Consider the following 23,081-nt stretch of genomic DNA (forward strand, 5'->3'; position numbering starts at 1 on the left):
GAACGTCACCGGTTCCGCGCCGCCGGGCCGTCGCGTTCGACCGGCAGGCCGTACGTCAGCCGTGCGGAACGACCGCCACCGGCGCCTCGGCGTGGTGCAGCGCCGCGTGGGCGACCCGGCCGAGCCGGGGGCCGAGCTCGTTCGGGCGGCGCCGCCGGCCGACCACCACCAGCGCGGCGCCGGCGGAGGTCTCCACCAGGCCGCGGGCGGCGCCCAGCCGGACGTCCTCGACCACCTCGACGGTCGGGTGCTGCTCGCACTGCCCGGCCACGGCGAGCGACAGCAGCTTCGCCTCCAGGGCCTCCAACTGCTCGACCTCGCCCGCCGGGACGGCCCCGCCCGCGTAGCCGAACAGCGGCGGCAGGTCCCAGCCGTGCACGGCCCGGAGCGGGGCACCGCGCAGGGCCGCCTCCCGGAAGGCGAAGGCGAGCACCTCCTCCTCGGGGGCGTGCGCGTCGACGCCGACCACCACCTCGTTGGAACCCGCAGAGCCGGTCTCCCGCACCACGACCACCGGCGCGCCGCTGCGCCCGGCGACCGCCATGCTGACCGAGCCGAGCAGCAGCCCGGTGAAGCCGCCGCGCCCGCGCGAGCCGAGCACCAGCAGGTCGGCGTCCGCGGCGGCGGCCACCAGTCCGTCGACCGGGGCGTCCAGCACCGCGTCGGTGGCCACGGCCAGTTCGGGGTGGCGCGCGCGGATGCCGTCGGCGGCCTCGACCAGGGTGCGCTGGGCGGCGGCGGGCAGGTCGTCGGGCTCGGCGAAGGAGGACACCCCGTCGGTCAGCCACGGCCAGGCGTGCACCAGCCTCAGCGAGGCCCCGCGGCGCTGCGCCTCCTCGGCGGCCCACTGGGCGGCGGCGGTGCTCTCCGGTGAGCCGTCGACCCCGGCCACCACGGTTGACGTCATGTGCGTTCCTCCACTGGTTCCGCGTCGGGACCGGTGCGCCCTGACGCCCCGTCCACCCTGCTCCGCTCCCACCCTGCTCCCGTCGACGACTCGCCGCCAGAGGCCACAAGCCCTCCGCCCACGGGACGAAAGACCCCCCGCCGGAACAGTACGGGCGACCCCGGCCGTCACCCCGCCGACACCCGGGCGCTACCGCATGGACACGGATTCCCGGCGGTCGGGCCGATCCGCGCGCCCGCCGCCGTACGGGGGAACTCCGCCACCACCGCCGCGCCGCGCTCCCGGCCCCGCCCCTGGCCTGTCCCCGAGCTGATCGTCGCGGTGCTCTTCGCCCGGCGGCTGCGCGGCGACGACGGCCTGGGCGCGGTGCTCTCCAGCGAGGTCAACCAGTGACCCCGCTGATCGACTGCCTCCCACTCGCCCACGTACGGGCTCCGGTGGGCCTGATCGCGAGCGATCCGCACCGCTCGGCGGGTGGCGGCGAGTCCGGGAGGCCGAGCCGGCCGGGCACCGCCGCTCCGCGTTCCGACCGGTAGTCAAGCGAACGGGCGCGCGGTCGGCAAGGGGTGCGCGGGGATCCGTCGGAACCCGACACTCCACTGCGAGTTGAGGACATGTCAGATCAGCTCACCGGCACCGTCCTTGCTCGAACGGACGGGCCGGTCGGGGGCAGTTCACAGTTCCACCACGGAGCCTTGGAAGAACACCCTCAACATCCATTGTCGCCACGCATGTTCGAAGGTAGAGTCGCCGTTCGCCGAGCACGGATGAGCAGTTCTCAGCGCATTTGGGGCGGGCATGTCAAATAATCACGGTACTCTCCAGGTCGCCCCCGACCTACTCGACGCGTTCAGTGATATCGCACGTCGAAATCCCCGCCGTCCGGCGATCGTCCACCACGGACACGCCCTGACCTACGGCCGCCTCCAGGAGGCGGCGAACGCCCTGGCCACCCGCCTGGGCCCGGATCCCGGCACGGTCGCCGTGCCGGCCGTCCACGCACCGGAAACGGTGGTCGCACTTCTCGGCGTGCTGACCGCCGGAGGCACCTATTGTCCCGTCGATCCGGCATTCCCGGCGGCCCGCCGACACGCCATGGCGGCGGCCGCTCGGTGCCGTGCCGCGGTGTCCGCCGACTCCACCGACCACCTCGAACTCGCAATGCGATTAGTGGAGTTACCCCAATCATCGAAAAACTCCGGGAACCCCCCGGGAAGCCCCCCGGCGCACCCGCCCGGAGCCGACCCGGAGCAACCGGCCTACATTCTCTTCACGTCGGGTTCGACCGGGCAGCCGAAACCCGTCCTGACACCCCGCCGGGCCGTCGCCGCCACCGCCCACGCCCTGGGCGCGCTGTTCCGGCTCACCCCCGAGGACCGGGTGCTCCAGTTCGCCTCGCTCAACTGGGACACCTGCTTCGAGGAGATCCTCCCGACCCTCACCACCGGCGCGACCCTGGTCATCGACCGGGACGCGCACAGCGGCTCCTTCCCCCGGTTCCTGCGGCTGATCGAACACGAGCGGATCACCGTGCTGGACCTGCCCACCGCCTTCTGGCACGAACTGGTCCACCACCTGGTCGACTCCGGCGACCGGCTGCCCACCTGCGTGCGCCTGCTGGTGATCGGCGGGGAGGCCGCCGCACCCGCCAGACTGGCCGACTGGGCCCGGCTGCCGACCGGCGGGATCCGGCTGCTGAACACCTACGGCTGCACCGAGACCACCCAGATCACCCACGCCGTCGACCTCGCCGGTCCGCTGGCGCCCGGGCGCGGCTGGGACGGCACCGCCCGCGCACCGATCGGCCGCGCCCTGCCGCACATCGTCGAACGCCTTGACGAGCAGGGCGAGTTGCTGATCGGTGGGCCGTCGCTCGCGCTCGGCTACCTCGGCCTGCCCGAGGCCACCGCGGCGCGGTTCACCACCCTGGACGGAGAACGCTTCTTCCGCACCGGCGACCGGATGAGCCGCGAACCGGACGGGCTGCTCAGCCACCGGGGCAGGCTGGACGGCGAGTTGAAGGTCCGCGGCATCCGGGTGGACCCGGCCGAAGTGGAGGCGCACCTCACCGGCCACCCGGACGTCTCCGCCGCCGCCGTCACCGGCGTCACCACGGCCGGCCGCACCACCCTGGTCGCGTACGTGGTTCCCCGCCCGTACGCCGCCGCCCCCGAGCTGGACCGCGAACTGCTGCGCCACCTGCGCGCGAGCGTCCCCGGCCACCTCGTACCGGGCCGGATCACCCTGGTGCCCGCCCTGGTGCACACCCCGAGCGGCAAGGTCGACCGGACCGGCTGCCACCTGCGCTACGCGGGCTCCCCCGACAGGTCGAAGGAGACCTCCCCATGAGCACCGACCTCACCACCCCCGCCGACACCCTGGCCCTGGTGGCCGTCTTCCGGCGCGTGCTGGAACGGGAGGACGTCACCGCCGAGTCCGACTTCTTCGACCTGGGCGGCGACTCCCTGGTCGCCACCCGGGTGCTGAGCGCCGTGGCCCGCGCCCACGGCGTCGAGCTGACCTTCGACGACTTCCTGCTCGCGCCCACCCCGGCCGGCCTCGCCCAGCGCATCGCGGCCGCCGCATGACCGGGGACCACAGACCCAGCGCCGTCGTGGTCGGCGCCGGCCTGGCCGGACTCACCGCGGCGACCGGACTGGCCGCCCACGGGTACGCCGTCACCGTGCTGGAGGCCCGGGACCGGGTCGGCGGACGCACCCACGGCATCGAGGCCGCCCCCGGCGTCCTGGTCGACGCCGGCGCCGCCTACCTCGGCGACCGGCATACCGAACTGCTCGCCCTGGCCGCCGACTTGGGACTCAAGACCACCCCCACCACGATGCTCGGCGCCAGCCGCTTCGCCCTCGCCGAGGCCGCTCCGGGCGCCCGGGACACCCCCAACGCCAACGAGACCCCGAGCACCGATCCCACCCCGAACGCCGGGTGCGGCCCCGAACCCGCCACCCTGGACGGCCGGTTCCCCCCGCTGAACGCCGTCGCCCTCGGCGACCTCTTCGAGCGGCTGGCCGAACTCACCGACGCGGTAAGGCCGGAGGCCCCCTGGCTCACCCCCGACGCCGAGCGGCTGGACGCCCTGACCGCCGCCGAGTGGGCCGAACAGCACCTCACCCACCCGGACGCCCGGCTCTTCTTCCCGCTCTTCCTCGGCGAGATGTGCGCCGCCGACCCGGCCGACGTGTCCGTCCTGCACCTGGCCTTCTACCTGCGCTCCGGCGGCGGCCTGCGCTACCTCAACGCCTTCGCCGGCGGCGCCCAGCAGGACCGGATCGACGGCGGCGCCCACCAGCTGTGCGAGCGGCTGGCCGAGCGGCTCGGCGCCCGGGTGCGCCTGGGCGAGCCGGTCCGGGCCGTCCACCAGGACGACCGGGCGGTGACGGTGCACACCGACCGGGGCACCCACCGGGCGGACGTCGCGGTGCTGGCCCTGCCACCACTGCTCGCCGACGCGATCTCCTTCGAACCCGCGCTGCCGGCGCCGCGCGCCGGGGAGCGCACCGCGCGCGGCTGCGCGATCAAGGTCCACCTGGTGCACCCGTCCCCGCTCTGGCGCGAACACGGCCTCTCCGGATGGTCGGTCAACGCCCGGGGGCCGCTGCTGTCCACCGTGGACGACTCGCCCGCGGCCGGGATCGGCGTGCTGACCGGCTTCGTCACCGGCGCCGAGGCCCACCGCTTCGGCGCGCTCACCCCGGAGCGGCAGCGCGCCGAGGTCGTCGAGCAGGCCGGGCGGCTGTTCCCGATGCTCCCCGAGCCGGTCGCCGTCCACATCACCGACTGGCTCGACGACCCGTACAGCAAGGGCTGTTACGCCGCCCTGCTGGGGCCCGGCGACTGGATCCGCACCGGCCCGACGCTGACCGCGCCGCACCGGCGGGTGCACTGGGCCGGCACCGAGACCAGCACCGCCTTCTTCGGCCTGATGGAGGGCGCGGTCCGCTCCGGCCACCGGGTGGTCGCCGAGGTCCTCGCCCGCGACTGAGCCCCGGCCCCGGCCACTCACCACACCCTCACCACACCCCCAGGCGCCGTCCCACGAGGACGCGCGCCCGGCACCCCACGTCCGGAGACCGCCATGAGCGATCAGACCCCCATCGCGCCCCTCGCCGCCCGCGAGCGGCTGATGACCGAACCCGCCCTCGGGGCAGGCAACTTCCTCGACCACGCGGTCGCGGCGAACCCCCACCGGTCCGTCCCGTTCGTCTTCACCCACCGCACCGACCACCGCGGCGAGGTCGTGCTGCGCGGCCACAGCCTGCTCGACCTGGTCGCCCTGCGCGACCGCTACGCCACCTGGTACCACGCCAACGGGGTGCGCCCCGGCGAACCGGTCGCCGTGGTGGTCGGCGAGGGCCTGGAGCCGCTGCTGCACTTCCTCGCGCTCACCTCGCTCGGCGCCGTCCCCGCACTGGTCAACGACGCGCTGCGGCACGACGCGCTGGTGCGCTACCTGGACCACGTCGGCGTGGTCGGGGTCGTCGCCGACGACACCACCCGGCTGGCCGCCGCCTACCGCCAGGACCCCCAGCGGCGCCCCCGCTTCCTGGCCCCGGCCGCCGAGGTGCGGGCCTTCGACGCCTCCGGCGCCGACCTGCCCGCCGACCACCCGTACCGGCACGCCGCCGAGGACGTGGTGGCGCTGATCCACTCCTCCGGCACCACCGGCACCCCCAAGTCGACCATGCTGGCGCACCGCGGCTTCTGGGACGGCAAGCAGCCGCGCATGACGCGCTTCCCCGCCGAGCCCTACGACCGGCTGATGTCGCTGATGCCGCACACCCACGCCGGCGGCCTCAGCTACTTCCTCACCGCCGTCCTGCTCGGGCTGCCGACCGTGGTGATGTCCGACTGGCGGCGCAGCGTGGTGGAGCCGGTGATGGAGGCCTTCCAGCCGACCATGGTCGCCTCCTTCCCGCGGACCTTCGTCGAACTGGCCACCGGCGAGCTGCCGGTGCGCGGCGCGGCCCGGGTGCACTCCTGGTTCAACACCGGCGACAGCGCCCACCACGGGCACATCCGCCGGCTGGTCACCCTCGGCGAGCGGCCCGCCGGACTCATCCGCCCCTGGCTGCTGCCGCGGCAGCAGGCCGAGCAACCCGCCCTGCCCGGATCGCAGTTCGTCGACGGGCTGGGCTCCTCCGAGATGGGCATGGCGCTGTTCGGCCAGGTCACCACCCCGGAGAGCGGGCGCGACGACCGCTGCGTCGGCCGACCGCTGGAGGTGGTCCGCCGGGCCGCCGTCCTGGACCACGACGGCACCGAACTCCCGGACGGCACCGCCGGATTGCTGGCCGTTGACTCGCCCTCGCTGACCCCGGGCTACTGGAACGACGAGCGGCTGACCGCGAGCTTCGAGCTGGCCGGCTACTGGCTCACCGGCGACGTCGCCCGCCGCGACGCCGAGGGCCGCTTCCACCACCTGGACCGCACCGTGGACGTCATCGACACCGTCGACGGCCCGGTCTACAGCCTGCCGCTGGAGGAGGTGCTGCTGGCCGACTGCGCCGAGCTGGTCCGGGACTGTGCGGTGGTCGGCGTCCCGGCCGGCCCCGGCGCCGGACAACTCCCGGTCGCCGTCGTGCAGTTGCAGGACGGAGTGGCGGAGGACGGCGCCGAGGAGGCGGTCCGGGCCGCCGCCAACCGGGCGCTGGCCGCCACCGGACTGGCCGCCCTCGCCGCCGTCCGACTCGCCCGCACCCCGGAGGACTTCCCGCTCGGCCCGACCGGCAAGGTGCTCAAACGCGAACTGCGCACCCGCCACGCCACCCTCCTCACCGGCCAGTAGGGCGCCGTGGACCACCCAGTGCACCGTCCGGCGGACCACCCCGCGAACTCCCCTGCGGGCAGGCCGGCGAACGACCCTGCGGGCAACCCTCCGGACCACGCTGCGGGCGACCCGCCGGAGCGCCCCGCGATCCGCCAGCCGTACCAGTACGTCCGCACGCCGCTGGTCGAGCCGGACTGGCGCCGGCTGCCCGGCTGGCGGCGGGTCACCGAGGCCCAGTGGCGCGACGCCCAGTGGCAGCGCGCCCACTCCGTCCAGAACGCCCGCCAGCTGCGGGCCGTCGTCGGCGAGCTGCTCACCGACCGGTTCTACGACGAACTCACGGCCGACCAGGCCCAGTTCGCCACCATGCCGATCCTGCTGCCGCCCCAGGTGCTGAACACCATGGCGGCCGTCGCCCCGGTCGAGCCGCGGGCCTTCACCGAGGCCTTCCTGGCCGACCCGGTGCGCCGCTACATGCTGCCGGTCCGGACCGACCGCCACCCGCGCTGGCCCAGCCACCCGCGGGCCGAACGGGACTCCCTGCACGAGGCGGACATGTGGGCCGTCGAGGGCCTGACCCACCGCTACCCCACCAAGGTGCTCGCCGAACTGACCGCCACCTGCCCCCAGTACTGCGGCCAGTGCACCCGGATGGACCTGGTCGGCACCTCCACCCCGCAGGTCGCCAAGACCCGGCTGCTGCTGCGCCCCGCCGACCGGCAGGAGCAGATGCTCGACTACCTCAAGCGCACCCCCTCGGTGCGCGACGTGGTGGTCTCCGGCGGCGACCTCGCCAACGTCCCCTGGCCGCGCCTGGAGTCCTTCCTGCTGCGGCTGCTGGACCTCGGCTCGGTCCGCGACATCCGGCTGGCCAGCAAGGCCGTGGTGGGCCTGCCCCAGCACTGGCTGCAGCCCCGGGTGCTGGAGGGGGTGGCCAGGGTCGCCGGCATCGCCGCCCGCCGGGCCGTCAACCTCGCCGTGCACACCCACGCCAACCACGTCCGCTCGGTCACCCCACTGGTCGCCGAGGCGGCCCGGGCGCTGCTGGACGCGGGCGTCCGGGACGTCCGCAACCAGGGCGTGCTGATGCGCGGCGTCAACGACACCCCGGAGGACCTGCTGGACCTCTGCTTCGCCCTCCAGGGCGAGGCCAACGTCCTGCCGTACTACTTCTACCTCTGCGACGTCGTCCCGGGCGCCGAGCACTGGCGCACCCCGCTGCACCGGGCCCAGCATCTCCAGGAGGCGATCATGGGCTACCTCCCCGGCTACGCCACCCCCCGGCTGGTCTGCGACGTCCCGAACGTCGGCAAGCGCTGGGTGCACCAGGCCGTGGCCTACGACCGCGAGCGCGGCATCTCCTACTGGACCAAGAACTACCGCACCAGCCTGGAGCACGACCCGGCCGACGAGCCCGCGCTCGACCGGCGCCACCCCTACTACGACCCGGTGGACACCCTCCCCGAGGCCGGCCGCCGATGGTGGGCCGAGTCGTCCCCCGCACCCCGAGGAGCCCGATGAGCACCCGCACCGCTGAGCGCCCCCGCCCCGGCGACCCGGCCGGCCCGCTGCGCCGGATGTGCTGGATCTTCCCCGACCGGGAGTCCTCCCGGATGGCCGAGATGTGGCACGGCTTCTTCTGGGACCTCTACGCCGAGAGCGCCGCCGACCTCGGCCTGCGCTGGAGCCGGCACGCCCCGGACGCCGTCAGCGTGGACGCCACCGGCCCCGGCCGCCCCCGGGTGTACGTGGACGACGAACCGGTGACCCCCGAGGACACCCTGTTCATCACCGCGCTCTACTCGCTGCCGTACCAGGCGATGGACGTCTTCAACCAGTACGCCCTGTACGCGGTGCTCGAACAGGCAGGCTTCTACCTGCCGTTCCCGCCCCAGGTGTCGCTGATCGGCAACGACAAGCTGGCCACCCTGCTGTTCCTGGCAGACTCCCCGGTGCCGACCATCCCGACCGTGCGGATCGGCACCGGCCGGGACACCGCCAAGTACGGCTACGAGGTCGCGCTCGGCACCATGACCTACCCGGCCATCGTCAAGCCCGCCGGCTGGTGCGGCGGCGGCGGGATCAACCTGGCCCGGAGCCCCGAGGACGTCCGGGGCCTGGCCAGCCTCGCCCAGGGCGGCGACACCAGCCTGGTGATCCAGCCCTACCTGGGCGACGGCACCATCGACTACCGGGTGTACGTGGTCGACGGCCGCCCCTACGCGGTGATGAAGCGCACCCCCGAACCCGGTTCCCCGGTCGCCAACGCCAGCCGCGGCGGGGGCATGGAGTTCCCCCCGGTGCCAGCCGAACTCGCCGCCGCCACCGCCTGGTTCGCCGAACGGCTGCCGATCCCGTTCTTCTGCGTCGACTTCCTGTACGACGGCGAGCGCTACTGGTTCTCCGAGCTGGAGCCGGACGGCGTGATCGCCCCCGACCACACCGACCCGGACCGCACCCTCCAACGGGACGTCACCCGGGCCCGGTTCGCCGCCTACCGGAACGGCCACGCCCAGTGGCTCGCCGACGGCGCCCGCCCGCTCTCCCTCCCCCACGGCCCCCAGCACCGGACGGACCCCCGATGACCGCCTTCTCGCTCGCCCCCGAGGCCGCCGGGCCCCGGCTGCACGTGGCCCGGCGCACCCTGGAGCGGCTGCGGAGCGTCCCCGCCCTGGCCGCGCGCTACCCGGCGCACCTGGACGCCGACACCCTGGAGCGGCTCGCCGACCTCCCGCCGCTGGCCAAGGACGACCTCAACACCGCCCTCGCCCACCTGGAGCCGGCCGCCGAGCAGTCCGCCACCTGGCTGTTCCAGAGCGGCGGCTCCACCGGCGCCCCGAAGCTCGGTTACGCCCCCACCGGTTTCTACATGGCCGGGGTGCACGCCCACTGGCAGCCGCTCGACCGCACCGACCTCTTCGTCAACGCCTGGGGCGCCGGCCGGATGTGGGGCGCGCACTTCCTCGCCGCCGCGCTCGCCGACCTCTCCGGCTGCCGGATCATCGCCCTCGGCTCCGTCCCCGGGGACGAGTACGGCGCCTGGCTGGAGTTCCTGGCCGCCCGCCGGGTGACGGCCATCGGCGGCACCCCCAGCGTGCTGCGGCTCTGGTTCGCCCACGCCCGCGCCGCCGGGATCGAACTCCCCGCGCTGCGCAAGGTGTTGTGGCTCGGTGAGGCCTGGCAGCCGCAACTGGCCGCCGACCTCGCCGCAGTCGCCCCGCGGGCCCGGCGCTGGGGCATGTTCGGCAGCACCGAGACCTGGGTGGTCGGCACCAACACCCCCGACTGCCCGGCGGACCTCTTCCACCCGCTGCCGCACCAACTGGTGCACGCCGACGCCGACGGCCTGCTGGACTTCACCTCCCTGGACCCGGCGATGCTCAACCCGGTCCTGCGCTACCGCACCGGCGACGCGGGCGAGTTGACCGCCTGCCCGTGCGGGCACCCGGAGCCCGCCATGCGGGTGCTGGGACGGCGCGACAGCGTCGTCCAGGTGCGCGGCCTCGGGCTGGACGTGGACGAGCTGATCGCCCGGGCGGAGCGCACCCCGGGCGTGGCCCGGGCCCAGGTGGTGCTCACCGAGCGGGCCGGCCGGGCGACCGGCGTGGAACTGCTGGTGGTTCCCGCCGGGCCGGCGCCCGCCCCCGACGTCGAGCGGCTGCGCACCGAACTGTTCACCGCCACCTTCACCCTCGGCACCGCCTTCCAGCACGACCCGGGCTCCTTCCGGGTGCGCCCGGTGGCGGAACTGGTCAGCAACGGCCGCACCGGCAAGACCGCCGCGCTGGTCGTCCGGGAGGAGTCATGACGGCGGAGCCGGCGCCGTCCCGCCCGGACGAGTCGGCCCGCCCGGACAAGCCGTCCCGACCCGACGAGTCGGCCCGCCCGATGCCGCTCGGGCGCGGCTTCTCGCTGTTCTGGGCCGGACAGACCGTCAGCCTGGTCGGCGACAAGGTCACCGTCTTCGTCGTCCCGACCCTGATGATCTTCGCGCTGCACGCCTCCGCCCTCCAGGTCGGCGTGGTGGCGATGGCCCAGTACCTCGGCATCCCGCTGCTCGGCCCGATCGCCGGGGTGCTGGTGGACCGCTGGGACAAGCGCCGCACCATGCTGGTATGCGACCTGGTCCGGCTGGCCGCCGTCGCCGCGATCCCGCTCGCCTACGCGCTGGGCGTGCTCTCCACCCCGCTGCTGTTCGGCTGCGTGGCCGTGATCAGCGGCGCGACCATCTTCTTCAACGTCGGCTACCTGGTCGCCGTCCCCGCCGTGGTGCCCGAGGACGCCATGGTCCGCGCCTACTCCCGGCTGGAGGGCAGCGGCTCGGTCTCCGAGGTCGCCGGGCCGTCCATCGCCGCCGCCCTCTACAGCGCACTCGGCGTGGCCGCCCTGCTGGTCGACGCGGCCAGCTACCTGGTCTCGGCGGCCTGCTTCCGGTCCATGCGCCCCTGGGGCGAGCGAACGGTCACAGAGGGCTCCGTCCGGGAGCGGCTGACCCTCGGCTTCCGGCTCAACTGGTCCGACCCGGTGCTGCGCCGGGTGGTGCTGGCGGCGGTGATCCTCAACTCCGGCGGCCCGGTGTTCGTCACCGTGCTGCCCGTGCTGGCCTACCGCGGCCTGGGCGTCCAGGTCGGCGTCTTCGGCGCGGCCATGTCGGTCGCGGCGCTCGGCGCGCTGCTCGGGGCCGTGGTCGCCCCCCGGCTCTCCCGGCGGTACGGCCTCGGCCGGACGATGGCCTGGTCGCTGCTGCTGCACTGCCTGGTCGGCCTCGGCGTGCTCGCCGCCCCCGCGCTGCCGGCCGGCCCGGTGATCGCCGTGACCATGGGCTGCTACGGCTTCTTCATGTCCTGCATCAACGTGTGCAGCGCCCCGGCCCGGCAGTCCCGGATGTCCGCGCGCAACCAGGGCGTGATGCACGCCGCCTTCCGCACCGTCACCTGGGGGGTGATCCCGCTCGCCGCGCTGATCGGCGGCCTGGCCGTCTCGCTGCTCACCGGACCACTCGGAGTCCTGGACGCCGCCCGGTTCACCATGGCCGGCGGCACCCTGCTGGCGGCCTGCTCCTTCGTCCCCGCCCTCGGCCTCCAGCCGCTGCTGGACGCGGCCGGGCGCGCCGGGGCGACCGCGGTGGCGGACACCGCGGACGACGCCGTGGGGGACACCGCGTGACCGGGCCCGACCCCGTGGACCCCGCCGGGCGGGTCCTGCTGATCACCGGCACCTCCTCCGGCATCGGCCTGGCCACCGCCGTCGCCGCGGCCCGGGCCGGCTACACCACCGTCGCGACCCTGCGCGAACCCGCCCGGGCCGGGGCCCTGCGCTCCGCCGCCGAGGCGGCCGGGGTCACCGTCGACGTCCGCCGGCTGGACGTCACCGACCCCGGATCCGTCGCCGACTGCCTGAGCGCCGTGCACCGCAGGTACGGGCGGCTGGACGCCGTGGTCAACAACGCGGGCGTCTCCAACTCCGACCCCACCCTGGAGATGTCCACCGACGCGGCGCTGCGCGCCAACCTGGACGTCAACTTCTTCGGCGTCGCCACCGTCAGCCGGACCGCCCTGCCGCTGCTGCGCGCCGCCGGTGGCCGGCTCGTCACCGTCGGCAGTGTGCACGGCGTGGTCGGCCAGCCCTTCAACGAGGCCTACTGCGCCGCCAAGTTCGCCGTCGAGGGCTTCATGGAGGCACTCGCCCCGGTGGCCGCGGCGCACGGCGTCCGGGTGTCGGTGGTGGTGCCCGGCTTCGTCCCCGACACCGGGTTCGGCGTCTTCCCCGACATCGACCGCAGCACCATCCAGGCCGCCTCCGGCCCGTACGCGCCCACCTTCGCCGGTTACCTGGAATGGGTCGGCGGCCAGGGCTGGGAGTCGGCCGGCCAGCCGGCCCGGGAGGTCGCCGAGGTGGTGGTGCGCACCCTGCGCGCCCGCCGGCCGCCGTTCCGGGTGCCCGCCAACGCCTGGGCCGCCGACTACCTGGCCGCCAAACTCGCCGACCCCGACGGCTCCGCCGTCCAGACCCTCGCCCGCGGCTGGCTCGGCCGGGCCCCCTCCTGACCCGCCCACCGTCCCGACCGACACCGCTGACACCACCGACCTCGCTGCCACCACCGACCCCCGGAGCCACGCCATGCCCGCCAAGCCCCTGGCCGAGCTGATCCGCTTCGCCCGCGCCAACTCACCCTTCTACGCCGAGCTCTACCGCGACCTGCCCGAGGGCGCCGACCGGCTCGACCAGCTCCCGGTGATCGACCAGACCGCGTTCTGGACGGCCAACACCTGGCCCGACAACCGGGTGCTGACCGGCCCGCTCACCGACGCCGGCGTCTACAAGACCGGCGGCACCACCGGCGTCCCCAAGTTCTCGCCGTGGACCCGCGCCGAACACGCCGACTCCGTCACCGCCTTCGGTGCCGGACTCGTCCGGGCCGGGCTGCGCCCCGGGCACCGGGTCGCCAACCTCTTCGTCGCCGGCGAACTCTACGGCGGCTTCCTCTACATCGAGAACGCCCTGCACCACGCCCCGGTGGACAACGTGCGCCTCGGTGTCGGCGGCGCCGCCCCGGACGGCTACATCGCCGACCTGATCGCCGGGTTCGGCGTTCACGTGCTGGCCGGCGAGCCGATGAAGCTCAGCGCCGTCGCCGAGTGCCTGCTCGCCCGCGGCGAGACCGCCGACGGCGTCGAACTACTGCTGTTCGGCGGCGACCTGCTCTTCGCCGACCTGCGCCCGCTGCTCTCCCGGGCCTTCCCGAAGGCCGCCGTCGCCTCCGTCGGCTACGCCTCCAACGATGCCGGGCTGGTCGGCGCGCCCGTCCCCGGCGAGGACGTCCGGGTCCACGAGGCCTTCGCCGACCGCACGGTGGTGGAACTGCTCGACGAGGTCACCGGCGAGCCCGTCACCACCCCCGGCACCCCCGGCCGGGTCGTGGTCACCAACCTGTTCCGCACCCTGATGCCGATCCTGCGCTACCCCACCGGCGACCGCGCCGAGTGGGTCGACGGCGGGTGCCGCCGCTTCCGGCTGCTCGGCCGCTCCACCGAGGGCGCCCGGGTCGGCACCGTCACCCTGCCCACCGAGGAGATCCGCGCCGTCCTGCTCGCCGCCGACCCGGACCGGCACATCGCCGGGATGCAACTGGTCCAACGGCGCTGGGACGGCCGCGACGGCGTCATCCTGCGGCTCGGCCACCTCGGCCCGACCCCGCCCGCCGAACTGGCCGGCCGACTCGTCGCCGCCGTCCACGAGGCCTTGCCGCTCTACCCGGCGGAGGTCGCCGTCGGCAACATCCACGGCCTCTCGGTGGAGTGGGTGCCGCGCTCGGAGCTGGTCACCAACCCGCGGACCGGCAAGCTCCAACAGGTCCTGGACGAGCGCCCCCGGAACTGACCGGCACGGGACCGACCCGCACGGGGCCGGCCGCTCAACCGCCCTGCGGCCGGCCCCCGATGGCCACGCTCTGCCCGCGGAACTCGGCGATCACGGCGGCGTCCGCCGCCCTGCGCACCGTCACGTCGTAGATCCCGGCGCGGCCGACCCGCGAACGCTCGACCGCCTCGGCCACCAGCTCGTCCCCCACCGCCGCCGGGGCCAGGAAGGCCACCTGCGCCGCCTGGGCGACGGTCACCGGGCCGTGGCTGTTGCAGGCGTACGAGAACGCGGCGTCGGCCAGCAGGAAGAGGAACCCGCCGTGCGCCGTGCCGTGCCCGTTCACCATCGTCGCGGCCACCGTCATCCGCATCACCGCGCGCCCGGTGGACGCCTCCTCCAGGGCGATGCCCAGCGAGCGGCTGGTCTCGTCCCGCTCGTACAGCGCGGCGATCACGGGGTCGAACATGGCGTCGCTGGTCCCTCCGTCGGCGGTGTCCGGCCCAGCGTAGGGGACGGACCGCCTCCGGTCACCGCCTGATGCGCGGTCAGCAGGCCTCGCGACCCGCCGCTGCCGACTGCCCCGGCTCGGTCGCGATCAGCGCCGCCTGCACCCGCCGCTCCTCGCGGAGCTTGGCGAGCAGCCGGGACGCACTGTCCCCCCGCTGTCCCGTTGCCATCCCGGGACGGCAACGCCCTGGAGGGACGTCCGGCGCACTGCTTGGCTGATCACCGCCTGCCCGGACGCCGTGCCGGGCCCACCGGAGGAGGACCTCATGAAGCGGACGAAGCTCGCCCTCAAGACGACGTTCGCCCTCGCCACCGCGGCCGCCACCCTCGCCCTGGCCGCACCCGCCCAGGCAGCACAGGGCGTCTCGGACATCGGCGACGGCTATCCGAACAGCTACAACTCCGTCCACTGCGTGCAGACCGTCCTCAACAACTGGGTCGCCAATGTCGTGGGCAACCCCGGCGCCCAGGTGCAGGAGGACGGCATCTGGGGCCCGAAGACGAAGGGTCTGGTGACCTACTTCCAGCAGGTCCAGCACAACGCCGACCCGTCCGTCGGCGTGGACGGCATCGTCGGTCCGCAGACCGGCAACTACATGCTCTACAGCCACTCCCAGCCCTGCTACTCCTACATCCCGACCTACTTCTGATCCCTCCGCACCCCCGTCCCCGGCCCGCGCCGCCCCCATCCGGCGCGGGCCGGACGCCGTTCCCGGCGGCGCGGGCACCCGGCGGCGCGGGCACCCTGCCACGCGGGCACCCGGCGAGCCGCCGCTCAACCGTCCTGCCGCCGGACGTCGCCCAGCCCCACCAGCAGGAAGGCCAGCGCCACACCCGCCCCGCCGACCGCCGCCAGCGCCACCTTCGAACCCGGCCCGCCCCCGTCGGACAGCAGGATCGCCGCCGCCCCCAGCGAGGCCACCGCCGCGCCCACCACCAGCCAGCCGGCCAGCGCGACGGCCGCCGGGCGGCCGCTCCGCGGCACCGGCCCGGCGTCAAGGGCCGGGTCGAGGGCGGCCCAGCCGGCCGCGCTCTCCCGCTGCTCCTCGCGCCGGTCCCACAGCGCCCGCACCCGCAGGGCCGTACCTCCGAACAGCCCGGTGAGGGCCACCTGGGCGGCCGGATGCCAGTCGGGCAGGGCGAGCAGCAGTCCGCCGGCCAGGGCGAGCGCCGCCCACCAGAGCACGCAGGCCGCCGCCGCGGTACGGGTGGAGCGGGGCCGGTCGGCACCGGCCTGGAGGTCGGCGATGGCGGGCAGGTACCAGACGCAGCCGCTCGCGGTGAGCGCGGCGGTGCCGATGGCGAGGACGGTGTGGGTCACGGGCCGGCCTTCCTTTGTCGCGGGGAGCACAGGAGACGGGGAGCACGGAAGTCGGGGGCACGGGAGTCGGGTGCCGTCCCAGCCCGCCCGGGGGCAGCGACGCGGGCGGGGACGGCGTTCGGGAGGCGTCCTCAGCCGTCGGCGGCCGAGGACGACGAAGGGGACGAAGAGGACGCCGACGACGACACCGCCGAGGCCACCCGCGCCCGCTCCGCCCGGCTCAGCGGCCGGTCGTACTTCACCGGCTCCACGTCGCCCAGGTACTGGGCCGGCTTCCCGGTGTGCTGCAGCACGTCCCGGGCCGCGATGTCCGGGTGGTGGAGGTCGAAGGCCGGGGATTCGGAGCGGATCCGCGGCAGCTTGACGAAGTTGTGCCGCGGCGGCGGGCAGGAGGTCGCCCACTCCAGCGAGCGGCCCCAGCCCCACGGGTCGTCCCCGGTGACGCGTTCGCCGTACTTGGCGGTCTTCCAGACGTTGTAGAGGAACGGCAGGATCGACAGCCCGAGCAGGAACGACCCGATGGTGGAGACGGTGTTCAGGGTGGTGAAGCCGTCCGAGGCCAGGTAGTCGGCGTACCGGCGGGGCATGCCCTCGGCGCCGAGCCAGTGCTGCACCAGGAAGGTCGTGTGGAAGCCGACGGTGAGCGTCCAGAAGGTGATCCGGCCGAGCCGCTCGTCGAGCTTCTTGCCCGTCATCTTGGGCCACCAGAAGTGGAAGCCGGCGAACATCGCGTACACCACGGTGCCGAACAGCGTGTAGTGGAAGTGCGCGACGACGAAGTACGAGTCGGAGACGTGGAAGTCGATCGGCGGCGCGGCCAGCAGCACGCCCGTCAGTCCGCCGAACAGGAAGGTCACCAGGAAGCCGACCGTCCACAGCATCGGCGTCTCGAAGCTCAGCGAGCCCTTCCACATGGTGCCGACCCAGTTGAAGAACTTCACGCCCGTCGGCACCGCGATCAGGAAGGTCATGAAGGAGAAGAACGGAAGCAGCACCTGCCCGGTGACGTACATGTGGTGCGCCCACACCGTCACCGACAGCCCGGCGATGGCCACCGTGGCGGCGATCAGCCCCGCGTAGCCGAACATCGGCTTGCGGCTGAACACCGGGATGACCTCCGAGACGATCCCGAAGAACGGCAGCGCCAGGATGTACACCTCCGGATGCCCGAAGAACCAGAACAGGTGCTGCCAGAGCATCGCCCCGCCGTTGGCCGGGTCGAAGACGTGCGAGCCGAACTTGCGGTCGCACTCCAGCGCCAGCAGCGCGGCGGCCAGCACCGGGAAGACCAGCAGCACCAGCACCGAGGTGAGCAGCACGTTCCAGCAGAAGATGGACATCCGGAACATGGTCATCCCGGGGGCGCGCATGCAGAGGATGGTGGTGATGAAGTTGACCGCGCCGAAGATGCTGCCGAAGCCTGACAGCGTGACGCCCATGATCCACATGTCCGAGCCGACGCCCGGCGAGTGGACGGCGTCGGACAGCGGCGCGTAGAGGAACCAGCCGAAGTCGGCGGCGCCCTGCGGGGTGGCGAAGCCGGCCGCGGCGATCAGCGAGCCGAACATGAACAGCCAGTAGGACAGCATGTTCAGGCGCGGGAACGCCACGTCGGGCGCGCCGAGTTGCAGCGGCATGATCCAGTTGGCGAAGCCGGTGAACAGCGGCATCGCGAACAGCAGCAGCATCACCGAGCCGTGCATGGTGAACGCCTGGTTGAACTGCTCGTTGGAGAGGATCTGCGTTCCGGGCCGGGCGAGTTCGGCGCGCATGACCAGCGCGAGGACGCCGCCGATCAGGAAGAACGCGAACGAGGACACCAGGTACATGGTGCCGATCGTCTTGTGGTCGGTGGTGGTCAGCAGCCTGACCACGGCCGAGCCGGGTCGGCGGGCCCGAACCGGCCCGGCCGGCAAGGGCGTTGGCAGTGCGGTGGGGTCGCCCTGTGCCTGGGTGGCGCTCAAGGACGCACTCCTTCGGAACGTCGTGCGAATGGATGGCGATCCATGATCCGAACGCACGCCCCGTACGCCCCAGGGCCGTTGGGCCCGCCCGGCCGGGGCCGCTGGGCCCGAGTTCCCGACCCGCCACCGGGACCTCCCGACCGGGACCGGTACGGCGAACGGGCCGCACGCCGCCCCCGTCGACCGCTCGCGCCCGGCTCGGCCCGTCGCCCAGCCCCGACCCCACCGGGCGCGGCCAACCCCTCGCAGCGCCGACCCCGGCCCCGCGGTCCCGGGTCGGCTGGTCCGAGCCGGACCGGCCGGCGACGATCGCCCGGGCAGCCGGCGGCCTCCACCCGCTCGCGGCGGCTCAGCCCACCAGCCGGGCGAGCTGTCCGCGCTCCAGCGCGGCGTACACCGCGCCGTCCGGCCCGACGGCGATCCCGTGCGGCTCGGAGCCCGGGCCGGGGATCGGGTACCCGTCCAGCCGGCCGTCCGCGTCCAGCACGCCGATCCGGCCGGCGCCCCACTCGGTGAACCAGAGCCGCCCGTCCGGCCCGGCGGCGATCGCGTGCGGCTTGGCGGCGCGGTCGGCCAGCGGGTACTCGGTCACCGCCCCGTCCACGGTGATCCGCCCGACCAGCCCGCCGCCGATCCCGACGTACCAGAGCGCCCCGTCCGCCCCGGCGGTGATCCCGACCGGCGCGGTGCCCGCGGTGGGCAGCCGGTGGACGGCCACCTCGCCCTCGACGGTGATCCGGGCGACGGCGTCCGCCTGGTTGAGCGTGCACCACAGTGCGCCGTCCGCCCCGGCGGTGATCATCGACGGGAACGCCCCGGCGATCCGCAGCGGATGGTCCGTCACCTCCCCGTCGACGGTGATCCGGCCCACCGCGTCGGTACCCATGGCGGTGAACCAGAGCGCCCCGTCCGGCCCCGCGGTGATCCCGTACGGCCCGGTGCCGCTCGGCAACCCGAACGACGAGGCCTCCCCGTCGGTCGTGATCCGCCCGATCCGGTGGTCCCGCATCCGGCTGAACCACAGCGCCCCGTCCGCCCCGGCGGTGATGACGGCCGGCCCGCACCCGGGCACCCCCAGCCCGTACCGCTCCACCGAGCCGTCGGCCGACAGCCGCCCCACCTCGCCGGCGTGCACCAGGGTGAACCACACACCCCCGTCCGGCCCCACGGCCACCCCGTACGGCCCGGCCCCCGCCTCTGCCACCTCGAACAGTTCCATCCGCACCCCTTCGGCCTATCGCAACTCACGTCGCGTTAGTGATGCTGCCACGACCACCGAACCGACGGCAACCGGCTTCAATCGGGAGCGGACGCGACGTCCCGCAGCACCGAGATCACACCCATCCCCGCCGCGCAGACCGGCACCGCCAGCAGCGCCCCGATGATGCCCGCGACGCCGGAGCCGGCCACCACCGCGACCATGATGGTCGCCGGGTGCAGCTCGACCGTCCGGCTCTGGATGACCGGCTGCAGGATGTTGCCCTCGATCATCTGCACCGTCAGCACCACCCCGAGCGCCCACAACGCCGTGCCCAGCCCGCCGTCCGCGAGCGCCACCAGCACCGCCACCGTGCCGGACAGGAACGCGCCGACGAACGGGATGTACGCGCCCATGAAGACCAGCGCGCCCAGCCCCGGGGCACCGGGGACGCCCAGGGCGAGCAGCCCGACGGTGATGAAGACCGCGTCGATCAGGGCGATCAGGGTGGTGCCGCGCATGAAACCGGCCATCGCCTCGAAGGCCCGCTCGGCGCAGGCGATCACGGTGTCGGCGCCGCGCCCGGGCAGGTGGGCGCGGATGGTGTCACCGGTGCGGTGGCCGTCCCGCAGGAAGAAGAAGACCAGGGCGAGCGCCAGCACGGCGCCGGTGATCACCTGGGTGAGCAGGCCGAGCCCGGACAGCACGCCGTTGGTCAGGGTCGAGACCAGCGAGTTGGTCTCGCCCTTGGCGTTGTTCAGCGCGTGCTCGATCTTCGCCCCGAACGGCCCGAGCCAGTCGGCCAGCCGCCGCCCGGCCGCCGGGAGCGAGCCGGCGATCTGCGGGGCGCTGTGCACCAGGGAGTTGACCAGCAGGGCGATCACCCCGACCACCGCGACCACCAGCACCAGGCAGGTCAGCCCGGCCGCCAGGCCGCGGCCCACCCCCCGCCGGACCATCCAGGGCACCACCGGGTGGAGCAGCGAGACCCCCAGCAGCGCCAGGACGAACGGCACGGTGGCGGCCCGCAGCTCGACGAGCGCGAACACCACCAGCGAGCCCACGGTGATCAGCAGGATCACCGCCACCGACCAGGCCGCCGCCCACCGCACCGCGGGCGGCAGCATCAGATAGGGCCTGCGGCGGTCGGGCCGCCCACCGGGCGGGCGCTCCACGGACACGGCCACCTCCGCCGAGGATCGTCGTTGAGTCCGAACCGACCCATCTCAACAGAGAATCTGACGATCTGCCCCATTTGGAGCCCGTTACGCCTGTTACGAGCCGTCACGGCCGCTCCGCCGCCTCGAACCGTACGGACCCGCCCCCGGCCGCACCCTGGCGGGCGCCCTCACCGGCGCCCGCGAAGGCCAGTACCCGCTCGGCCTCGGCCTCCGCCGCCGCACGGTCCGCCCGCGCCAGCCGGACGAACGGCTCGACGACCACGTCCTGCTCCGCCGTCAGCCGCCACGTCCCGGCGACCAGCCCGTCCACCAGCAGGGTGCCGGGCACCAGACCGTTCCGGGTCATCACCCGGTCCTTGTACTGCTCCGGCAGCACCCGGCTGCGGTCGGCGTGCGAGAGCAGCAGGTTGTCGAACGGCGCGACCAGCCGCACCGGCACCGGGACGTCCGGCTCCGGGCGGGGCGCCTGCGGCAGGTCGTACAGCACCCGGCCCTGCTCGTCCCGGAAAGCCACCAGCCCCGGCGCGAGCCGCTTGAGCACGGGCCCCAGGCGACTGAGCCCGCACCACTTCTGCAGGTCGGCAGCGGTGGCCGGGCCGAAGGCGGCGAGGTAGCGCAGCACCAGCCGGTCCGGCGCGGGGGCGGGGTCGAGCGGCCGGCCGAGCCAGGCCTCCGCGGTGGTGTGGGCGGCCGGGCCGCTGCGACCCCACAGCCCGCGCGGCGGAACCTGGACCAGCGGCAGCAGGCAGCGCGCGGCCTGGGCCAGCGCCGCCGGGTCGCGGTCCGGCCGGGTGGCGGCCAGCAGCGCGCCGAGCTGCTGGAAAGTGCGCGGCTCCTCCTCGACCAGGGCGCGCGCCTCGGCGGCCAGCGCGGCCGGGTCGAGTCCGGCGAGCCGCTTGCCGTAGGTGGTGCGCAGCGCCTGGTCGAGGACGGGCTGGAGCAGCGGGCGCAGGGCCAGGCAGTCCTCGGCGGTGACCAGGTGGATGGTGCCGCGCTGGAGCGCGATCCGGACCGCGGCCCGCTGTTCGAGCAGGGTGCTGAGCCCGTCCGGGGTGAACCCGTCGAGGCGGGAGAGCAGTCCGAGGTAGGGCGGCTGCGGTACGGCCTGGGCCTGGAGCCCGCCGAGGTGGTGGATGACGTCGAGGGGCGCCAGGTCGGTGCGGGCGAGCAGGTGCTGACGGGCCAGCAGGGCGCGGCCCAGGGCCCGGGGGCCGAGCACCGTCACCGGCGGCCGTCCAGCACCGAGCGCAGGACGGAGATCCGGTTGCTGGTGATGGAGGCGGCCCCGGTGTCGCGCAGCCGGCGCATGGTGCGGCGCAGGTCGGCGGTCCAGGTGGAGACGGCGAGCCCCTCGTCCGCGGCGGCCGCCACGAAGGCGGGGGTGACCAGGCCGAACGGCGGGTTGAGGAAGCGCGGGCGCAGGTCGCGCAGCAGGGCGGGCGCGGGCATCCGGGGCTGCTTCCAGGTGAGCGCGATCTCGGCGTCCCGGCTGAGTCCGCGCACGGCGAGCATGGCGGTGGCGGGGCCGCAGAAGGCGACGAGGTCCTCGGCGCCGAGTCCGGTGACGACGTCCCAGGTGGCGGCGGCCGGGCCGGGCTCGTCCAGGTCGATCAGCAGTCGGCGGCCGTTCGCGGCGGCGACGGTCTTGATCGTCTCGGCGAGGGTGGGGACGGCCAGTTCGCCCCGGCGCAGTTCGGCCAGCTGCTCGGTGGTGACCCGGCCGATCGACCGCGGGTCGCCCCAGAGCCGCTCCAGGGTCCGGTCGTGCAGCAGCACCGGCACCTTGTCGCGGGTCAGCTGGACGTCCACCTCGACGGCGTCGGCCCCGGCGGCGAGCGCGGACTCCACGGAGGCCAGGGTGTTCTCGCGGTGGCGGTAGGGGTCACCGCGGTGGGCGATGGCGAGCACCGGTCGGCGGTCGGCGGGGGTGGTCATCGGATCCTTCCGGAGAGCCAGGGGGTGAGGCCGTACGGACCGACCGGTTCGCGGTAGCCGGGCTCACCCGGGACGGTGACGATCAGGGTGGTGGCGGGCGGGAAGGTCCGGGCCTTGACGTGCACCAGACCGGACCAGACCGAGTTCAGGAAGGCCGGGACGCTGTCGCGCGGGACGTCGAAGGCGATGCCCTCGACGGTCACCACGGCCTCGTCGTGAGTGAACAGCCGGACGGTGGTCACCGGGCTCCCGCCGAACTCCAGCAGCGCCTCGTGCGGGATGGCGCCCGCCCCGTCGTCCTGGCCGACCAGTCCGGCGAAGGTCTGGTCGCTGCCGATGTCGTGCTGGGCGCGGACGGCCAGTCCGTGCCGGGCGGCGACGGCCTCGATCGCCAGGACGGCGGCCTGGGTGGTCGGCAGGTGCGGCTGGTGCGGTGGGTTCGGGGAGGACATCCGGGTCTCTCGTTTCGAAGAACGCGCAGGGAAGGCTAGCGCCGTTCGATCATCACATTGGTCGACTTGATGACCGCCGTGGCGGGGGCGCCCGGCACCAGGTTCAGCTCCTCCACCGAGTCCCGGCTGATCAGCGACACCACCCGGAACGGCCCGGCCTGGACCTCCACCTGCGCGGCCACGTCGCCGAGCCGCACCTCGGTGACGATCCCGGGGAAGCGGTTGCGCGCCGAGGACGGCCGGCCCTCGGCCTCGGCGATCTCCGGCCGGGCCAGCTCGCGGGCGAAGGCGGCGAGTTCGGCCCCGGGGATGATCCGGTGCCCGTGCTCGTCCCGCACGGCGGCGAGCTTCCCGGCGTCCACCCAGCGCCGCATGGTGTCCGCGCTGACGCCGAGCAGCGCGGCCGCCTCACCGATGCGGTACGGGTTGACCGGCACGTCGGGCTGGCCCATCTGCGTCTCCTGACGGT

The 23,081-nt window shown here is 74.4% G+C and carries 23 protein-coding genes; 12 read left to right on the plus strand and 11 right to left on the minus strand.

The window, feature by feature from the left end:
* Window positions 1–55 precede the first annotated feature (55 nt).
* On the minus strand, window positions 56–907 hold the full coding sequence (locus ACFWIS_RS31880; protein ID WP_380455072.1) for a universal stress protein: 852 nt from the start codon (window positions 905–907) through the stop codon (window positions 56–58).
* Between the two features lie 33 nt (window positions 908–940).
* On the opposite strand from ACFWIS_RS31880, the gene ACFWIS_RS31885 reads away from it, so the two are divergent.
* The 11 genes from ACFWIS_RS31885 to ACFWIS_RS31935 all read left to right on the plus strand — a co-directional run bounded on the left by ACFWIS_RS31885 (window position 941) and on the right by ACFWIS_RS31935 (window position 14,072).
* On the plus strand, window positions 941–1,300 hold the full coding sequence (locus tag ACFWIS_RS31885; RefSeq protein ID WP_380455070.1) for a hypothetical protein: 360 nt from the start codon (window positions 941–943) through the stop codon (window positions 1,298–1,300).
* Window positions 1,301–1,705: 405 nt separating this feature from the next.
* A complete protein-coding gene (locus tag ACFWIS_RS31890) occupies window positions 1,706–3,256 on the plus strand; it encodes an amino acid adenylation domain-containing protein (protein ID WP_380455068.1) in 1,551 nt (516 codons plus the stop codon).
* Complete coding sequence (locus ACFWIS_RS31895) at window positions 3,253–3,495, plus strand: phosphopantetheine-binding protein (protein ID WP_380455066.1); 243 nt, start codon at window positions 3,253–3,255, stop codon at window positions 3,493–3,495. The genes ACFWIS_RS31890 and ACFWIS_RS31895 overlap by 4 nt, the downstream gene beginning before the upstream one ends.
* Window positions 3,492–4,907, plus strand: coding sequence for a flavin monoamine oxidase family protein (locus ACFWIS_RS31900; protein ID WP_380455064.1), 1,416 nt, complete (start codon window positions 3,492–3,494; stop codon window positions 4,905–4,907). The genes ACFWIS_RS31895 and ACFWIS_RS31900 overlap by 4 nt, the downstream gene beginning before the upstream one ends.
* A gap of 93 nt (window positions 4,908–5,000) precedes the next feature.
* On the plus strand, window positions 5,001–6,710 hold the full coding sequence (locus ACFWIS_RS31905; protein WP_380455062.1) for a class I adenylate-forming enzyme family protein: 1,710 nt from the start codon (window positions 5,001–5,003) through the stop codon (window positions 6,708–6,710).
* A 129-nt stretch (window positions 6,711–6,839) separates the two neighbouring features.
* The gene (locus ACFWIS_RS31910) at window positions 6,840–8,213 is read left to right on the plus strand and encodes a KamA family radical SAM protein (RefSeq protein WP_380455126.1); all 1,374 of its coding nucleotides are present in this window, start codon (window positions 6,840–6,842) and stop codon (window positions 8,211–8,213) included.
* On the plus strand, window positions 8,210–9,277 hold the full coding sequence (locus tag ACFWIS_RS31915; protein WP_380455060.1) for a RimK family alpha-L-glutamate ligase: 1,068 nt from the start codon (window positions 8,210–8,212) through the stop codon (window positions 9,275–9,277). The genes ACFWIS_RS31910 and ACFWIS_RS31915 overlap by 4 nt, the downstream gene beginning before the upstream one ends.
* The gene (locus ACFWIS_RS31920) at window positions 9,274–10,500 is read left to right on the plus strand and encodes an AMP-binding protein (protein ID WP_380455058.1); all 1,227 of its coding nucleotides are present in this window, start codon (window positions 9,274–9,276) and stop codon (window positions 10,498–10,500) included. Before ACFWIS_RS31915 ends, ACFWIS_RS31920 begins: the two co-directional genes overlap by 4 nt.
* On the plus strand, window positions 10,497–11,858 hold the full coding sequence (locus tag ACFWIS_RS31925; RefSeq protein WP_380455056.1) for an MFS transporter: 1,362 nt from the start codon (window positions 10,497–10,499) through the stop codon (window positions 11,856–11,858). The genes ACFWIS_RS31920 and ACFWIS_RS31925 overlap by 4 nt, the downstream gene beginning before the upstream one ends.
* Window positions 11,855–12,739 (plus strand): SDR family NAD(P)-dependent oxidoreductase, encoded by an 885-nt coding sequence (locus ACFWIS_RS31930; RefSeq protein WP_380455054.1) that lies wholly within the window; start codon window positions 11,855–11,857, stop codon window positions 12,737–12,739. The genes ACFWIS_RS31925 and ACFWIS_RS31930 overlap by 4 nt, the downstream gene beginning before the upstream one ends.
* 73 nt (window positions 12,740–12,812) lie before the next feature.
* Window positions 12,813–14,072 (plus strand): phenylacetate--CoA ligase family protein, encoded by a 1,260-nt coding sequence (locus ACFWIS_RS31935; RefSeq protein WP_380455052.1) that lies wholly within the window; start codon window positions 12,813–12,815, stop codon window positions 14,070–14,072.
* A gap of 34 nt (window positions 14,073–14,106) precedes the next feature.
* Here ACFWIS_RS31935 and paaI read toward each other — a convergent pair whose 3' ends face one another.
* On the minus strand, window positions 14,107–14,520 hold the full coding sequence (paaI, locus tag ACFWIS_RS31940) for a hydroxyphenylacetyl-CoA thioesterase PaaI (RefSeq protein ID WP_380455050.1): 414 nt from the start codon (window positions 14,518–14,520) through the stop codon (window positions 14,107–14,109).
* Between the two features lie 79 nt (window positions 14,521–14,599).
* Window positions 14,600–14,731 carry a hypothetical protein gene (locus ACFWIS_RS31945; protein ID WP_380455048.1) on the minus strand — a complete coding sequence of 44 codons (132 nt, stop codon included), beginning with the start codon at window positions 14,729–14,731 and terminating at the stop codon, window positions 14,600–14,602.
* Window positions 14,732–14,827: 96 nt separating this feature from the next.
* Here ACFWIS_RS31945 and ACFWIS_RS31950 point away from each other — a divergent pair, with 96 nt between their 5' ends.
* On the plus strand, window positions 14,828–15,211 hold the full coding sequence (locus ACFWIS_RS31950; protein ID WP_380455046.1) for a peptidoglycan-binding protein: 384 nt from the start codon (window positions 14,828–14,830) through the stop codon (window positions 15,209–15,211).
* A 125-nt stretch (window positions 15,212–15,336) separates the two neighbouring features.
* Here the strand turns inward: ACFWIS_RS31950 and ACFWIS_RS31955 are convergent, their stop codons facing one another.
* The 8 genes from ACFWIS_RS31955 to ACFWIS_RS31990 all read right to left on the minus strand — a co-directional run bounded on the left by ACFWIS_RS31955 (window position 15,337) and on the right by ACFWIS_RS31990 (window position 23,064).
* Window positions 15,337–15,882 (minus strand): hypothetical protein, encoded by a 546-nt coding sequence (locus ACFWIS_RS31955; RefSeq protein WP_380455044.1) that lies wholly within the window; start codon window positions 15,880–15,882, stop codon window positions 15,337–15,339.
* 131 nt (window positions 15,883–16,013) lie between these two features.
* The gene (gene ctaD / locus ACFWIS_RS31960) at window positions 16,014–17,798 is read right to left on the minus strand and encodes a cytochrome c oxidase subunit I (RefSeq protein WP_380455124.1); all 1,785 of its coding nucleotides are present in this window, start codon (window positions 17,796–17,798) and stop codon (window positions 16,014–16,016) included.
* Window positions 17,799–18,195: 397 nt separating this feature from the next.
* Entirely contained in the window at window positions 18,196–19,071 is an 876-nt protein-coding gene (locus ACFWIS_RS31965; protein ID WP_380455042.1) for a virginiamycin B lyase, read from the minus strand.
* A 71-nt stretch (window positions 19,072–19,142) separates the two neighbouring features.
* Window positions 19,143–20,225 carry an AI-2E family transporter gene (locus ACFWIS_RS31970; protein WP_380455040.1) on the minus strand — a complete coding sequence of 361 codons (1,083 nt, stop codon included), beginning with the start codon at window positions 20,223–20,225 and terminating at the stop codon, window positions 19,143–19,145.
* A gap of 103 nt (window positions 20,226–20,328) precedes the next feature.
* On the minus strand, window positions 20,329–21,450 hold the full coding sequence (locus ACFWIS_RS31975) for a winged helix DNA-binding domain-containing protein (RefSeq protein ID WP_380455038.1): 1,122 nt from the start codon (window positions 21,448–21,450) through the stop codon (window positions 20,329–20,331).
* The gene (locus ACFWIS_RS31980; RefSeq protein WP_380455036.1) at window positions 21,447–22,160 is read right to left on the minus strand and encodes a glycerophosphodiester phosphodiesterase; all 714 of its coding nucleotides are present in this window, start codon (window positions 22,158–22,160) and stop codon (window positions 21,447–21,449) included. Before ACFWIS_RS31980 ends, ACFWIS_RS31975 begins: the two co-directional genes overlap by 4 nt.
* Entirely contained in the window at window positions 22,157–22,612 is a 456-nt protein-coding gene (locus tag ACFWIS_RS31985; protein WP_380455035.1) for a hypothetical protein, read from the minus strand. The genes ACFWIS_RS31980 and ACFWIS_RS31985 overlap by 4 nt, the downstream gene beginning before the upstream one ends.
* A 35-nt stretch (window positions 22,613–22,647) precedes the next feature.
* Window positions 22,648–23,064 (minus strand): molybdopterin-binding protein, encoded by a 417-nt coding sequence (locus tag ACFWIS_RS31990; RefSeq protein ID WP_188306630.1) that lies wholly within the window; start codon window positions 23,062–23,064, stop codon window positions 22,648–22,650.
* Window positions 23,065–23,081: the final 17 nt, after the last annotated feature.

The organism is Kitasatospora sp. NPDC127060 (genome assembly GCF_042724935.1).
Taxonomy (GTDB): Bacteria; Actinomycetota; Actinomycetes; order Streptomycetales; family Streptomycetaceae; genus Kitasatospora.

Coding starts and splice junctions, on each gene's coding strand:
- ACFWIS_RS31880 (WP_380455072.1), bottom strand. CDS start 907: ATGACGTCAACCGTGGTGGCCGGGGTCGACGGCTCACCGGAGAGCACC.
- ACFWIS_RS31890 (WP_380455068.1), top strand. CDS start 1,706: ATGTCAAATAATCACGGTACTCTCCAGGTCGCCCCCGACCTACTCGAC.
- ACFWIS_RS31895 (WP_380455066.1), top strand. CDS start 3,253: ATGAGCACCGACCTCACCACCCCCGCCGACACCCTGGCCCTGGTGGCC.
- ACFWIS_RS31900 (WP_380455064.1), top strand. CDS start 3,492: ATGACCGGGGACCACAGACCCAGCGCCGTCGTGGTCGGCGCCGGCCTG.
- ACFWIS_RS31905 (WP_380455062.1), top strand. CDS start 5,001: ATGAGCGATCAGACCCCCATCGCGCCCCTCGCCGCCCGCGAGCGGCTG.
- ACFWIS_RS31915 (WP_380455060.1), top strand. CDS start 8,210: ATGAGCACCCGCACCGCTGAGCGCCCCCGCCCCGGCGACCCGGCCGGC.
- ACFWIS_RS31920 (WP_380455058.1), top strand. CDS start 9,274: ATGACCGCCTTCTCGCTCGCCCCCGAGGCCGCCGGGCCCCGGCTGCAC.
- ACFWIS_RS31925 (WP_380455056.1), top strand. CDS start 10,497: ATGACGGCGGAGCCGGCGCCGTCCCGCCCGGACGAGTCGGCCCGCCCG.
- ACFWIS_RS31935 (WP_380455052.1), top strand. CDS start 12,813: ATGCCCGCCAAGCCCCTGGCCGAGCTGATCCGCTTCGCCCGCGCCAAC.
- paaI (WP_380455050.1), bottom strand. CDS start 14,520: ATGTTCGACCCCGTGATCGCCGCGCTGTACGAGCGGGACGAGACCAGC.
- ACFWIS_RS31945 (WP_380455048.1), bottom strand. CDS start 14,731: ATGGCAACGGGACAGCGGGGGGACAGTGCGTCCCGGCTGCTCGCCAAG.
- ACFWIS_RS31950 (WP_380455046.1), top strand. CDS start 14,828: ATGAAGCGGACGAAGCTCGCCCTCAAGACGACGTTCGCCCTCGCCACC.
- ACFWIS_RS31980 (WP_380455036.1), bottom strand. CDS start 22,160: ATGACCACCCCCGCCGACCGCCGACCGGTGCTCGCCATCGCCCACCGC.
- ACFWIS_RS31985 (WP_380455035.1), bottom strand. CDS start 22,612: ATGTCCTCCCCGAACCCACCGCACCAGCCGCACCTGCCGACCACCCAG.
- ACFWIS_RS31990 (WP_188306630.1), bottom strand. CDS start 23,064: ATGGGCCAGCCCGACGTGCCGGTCAACCCGTACCGCATCGGTGAGGCG.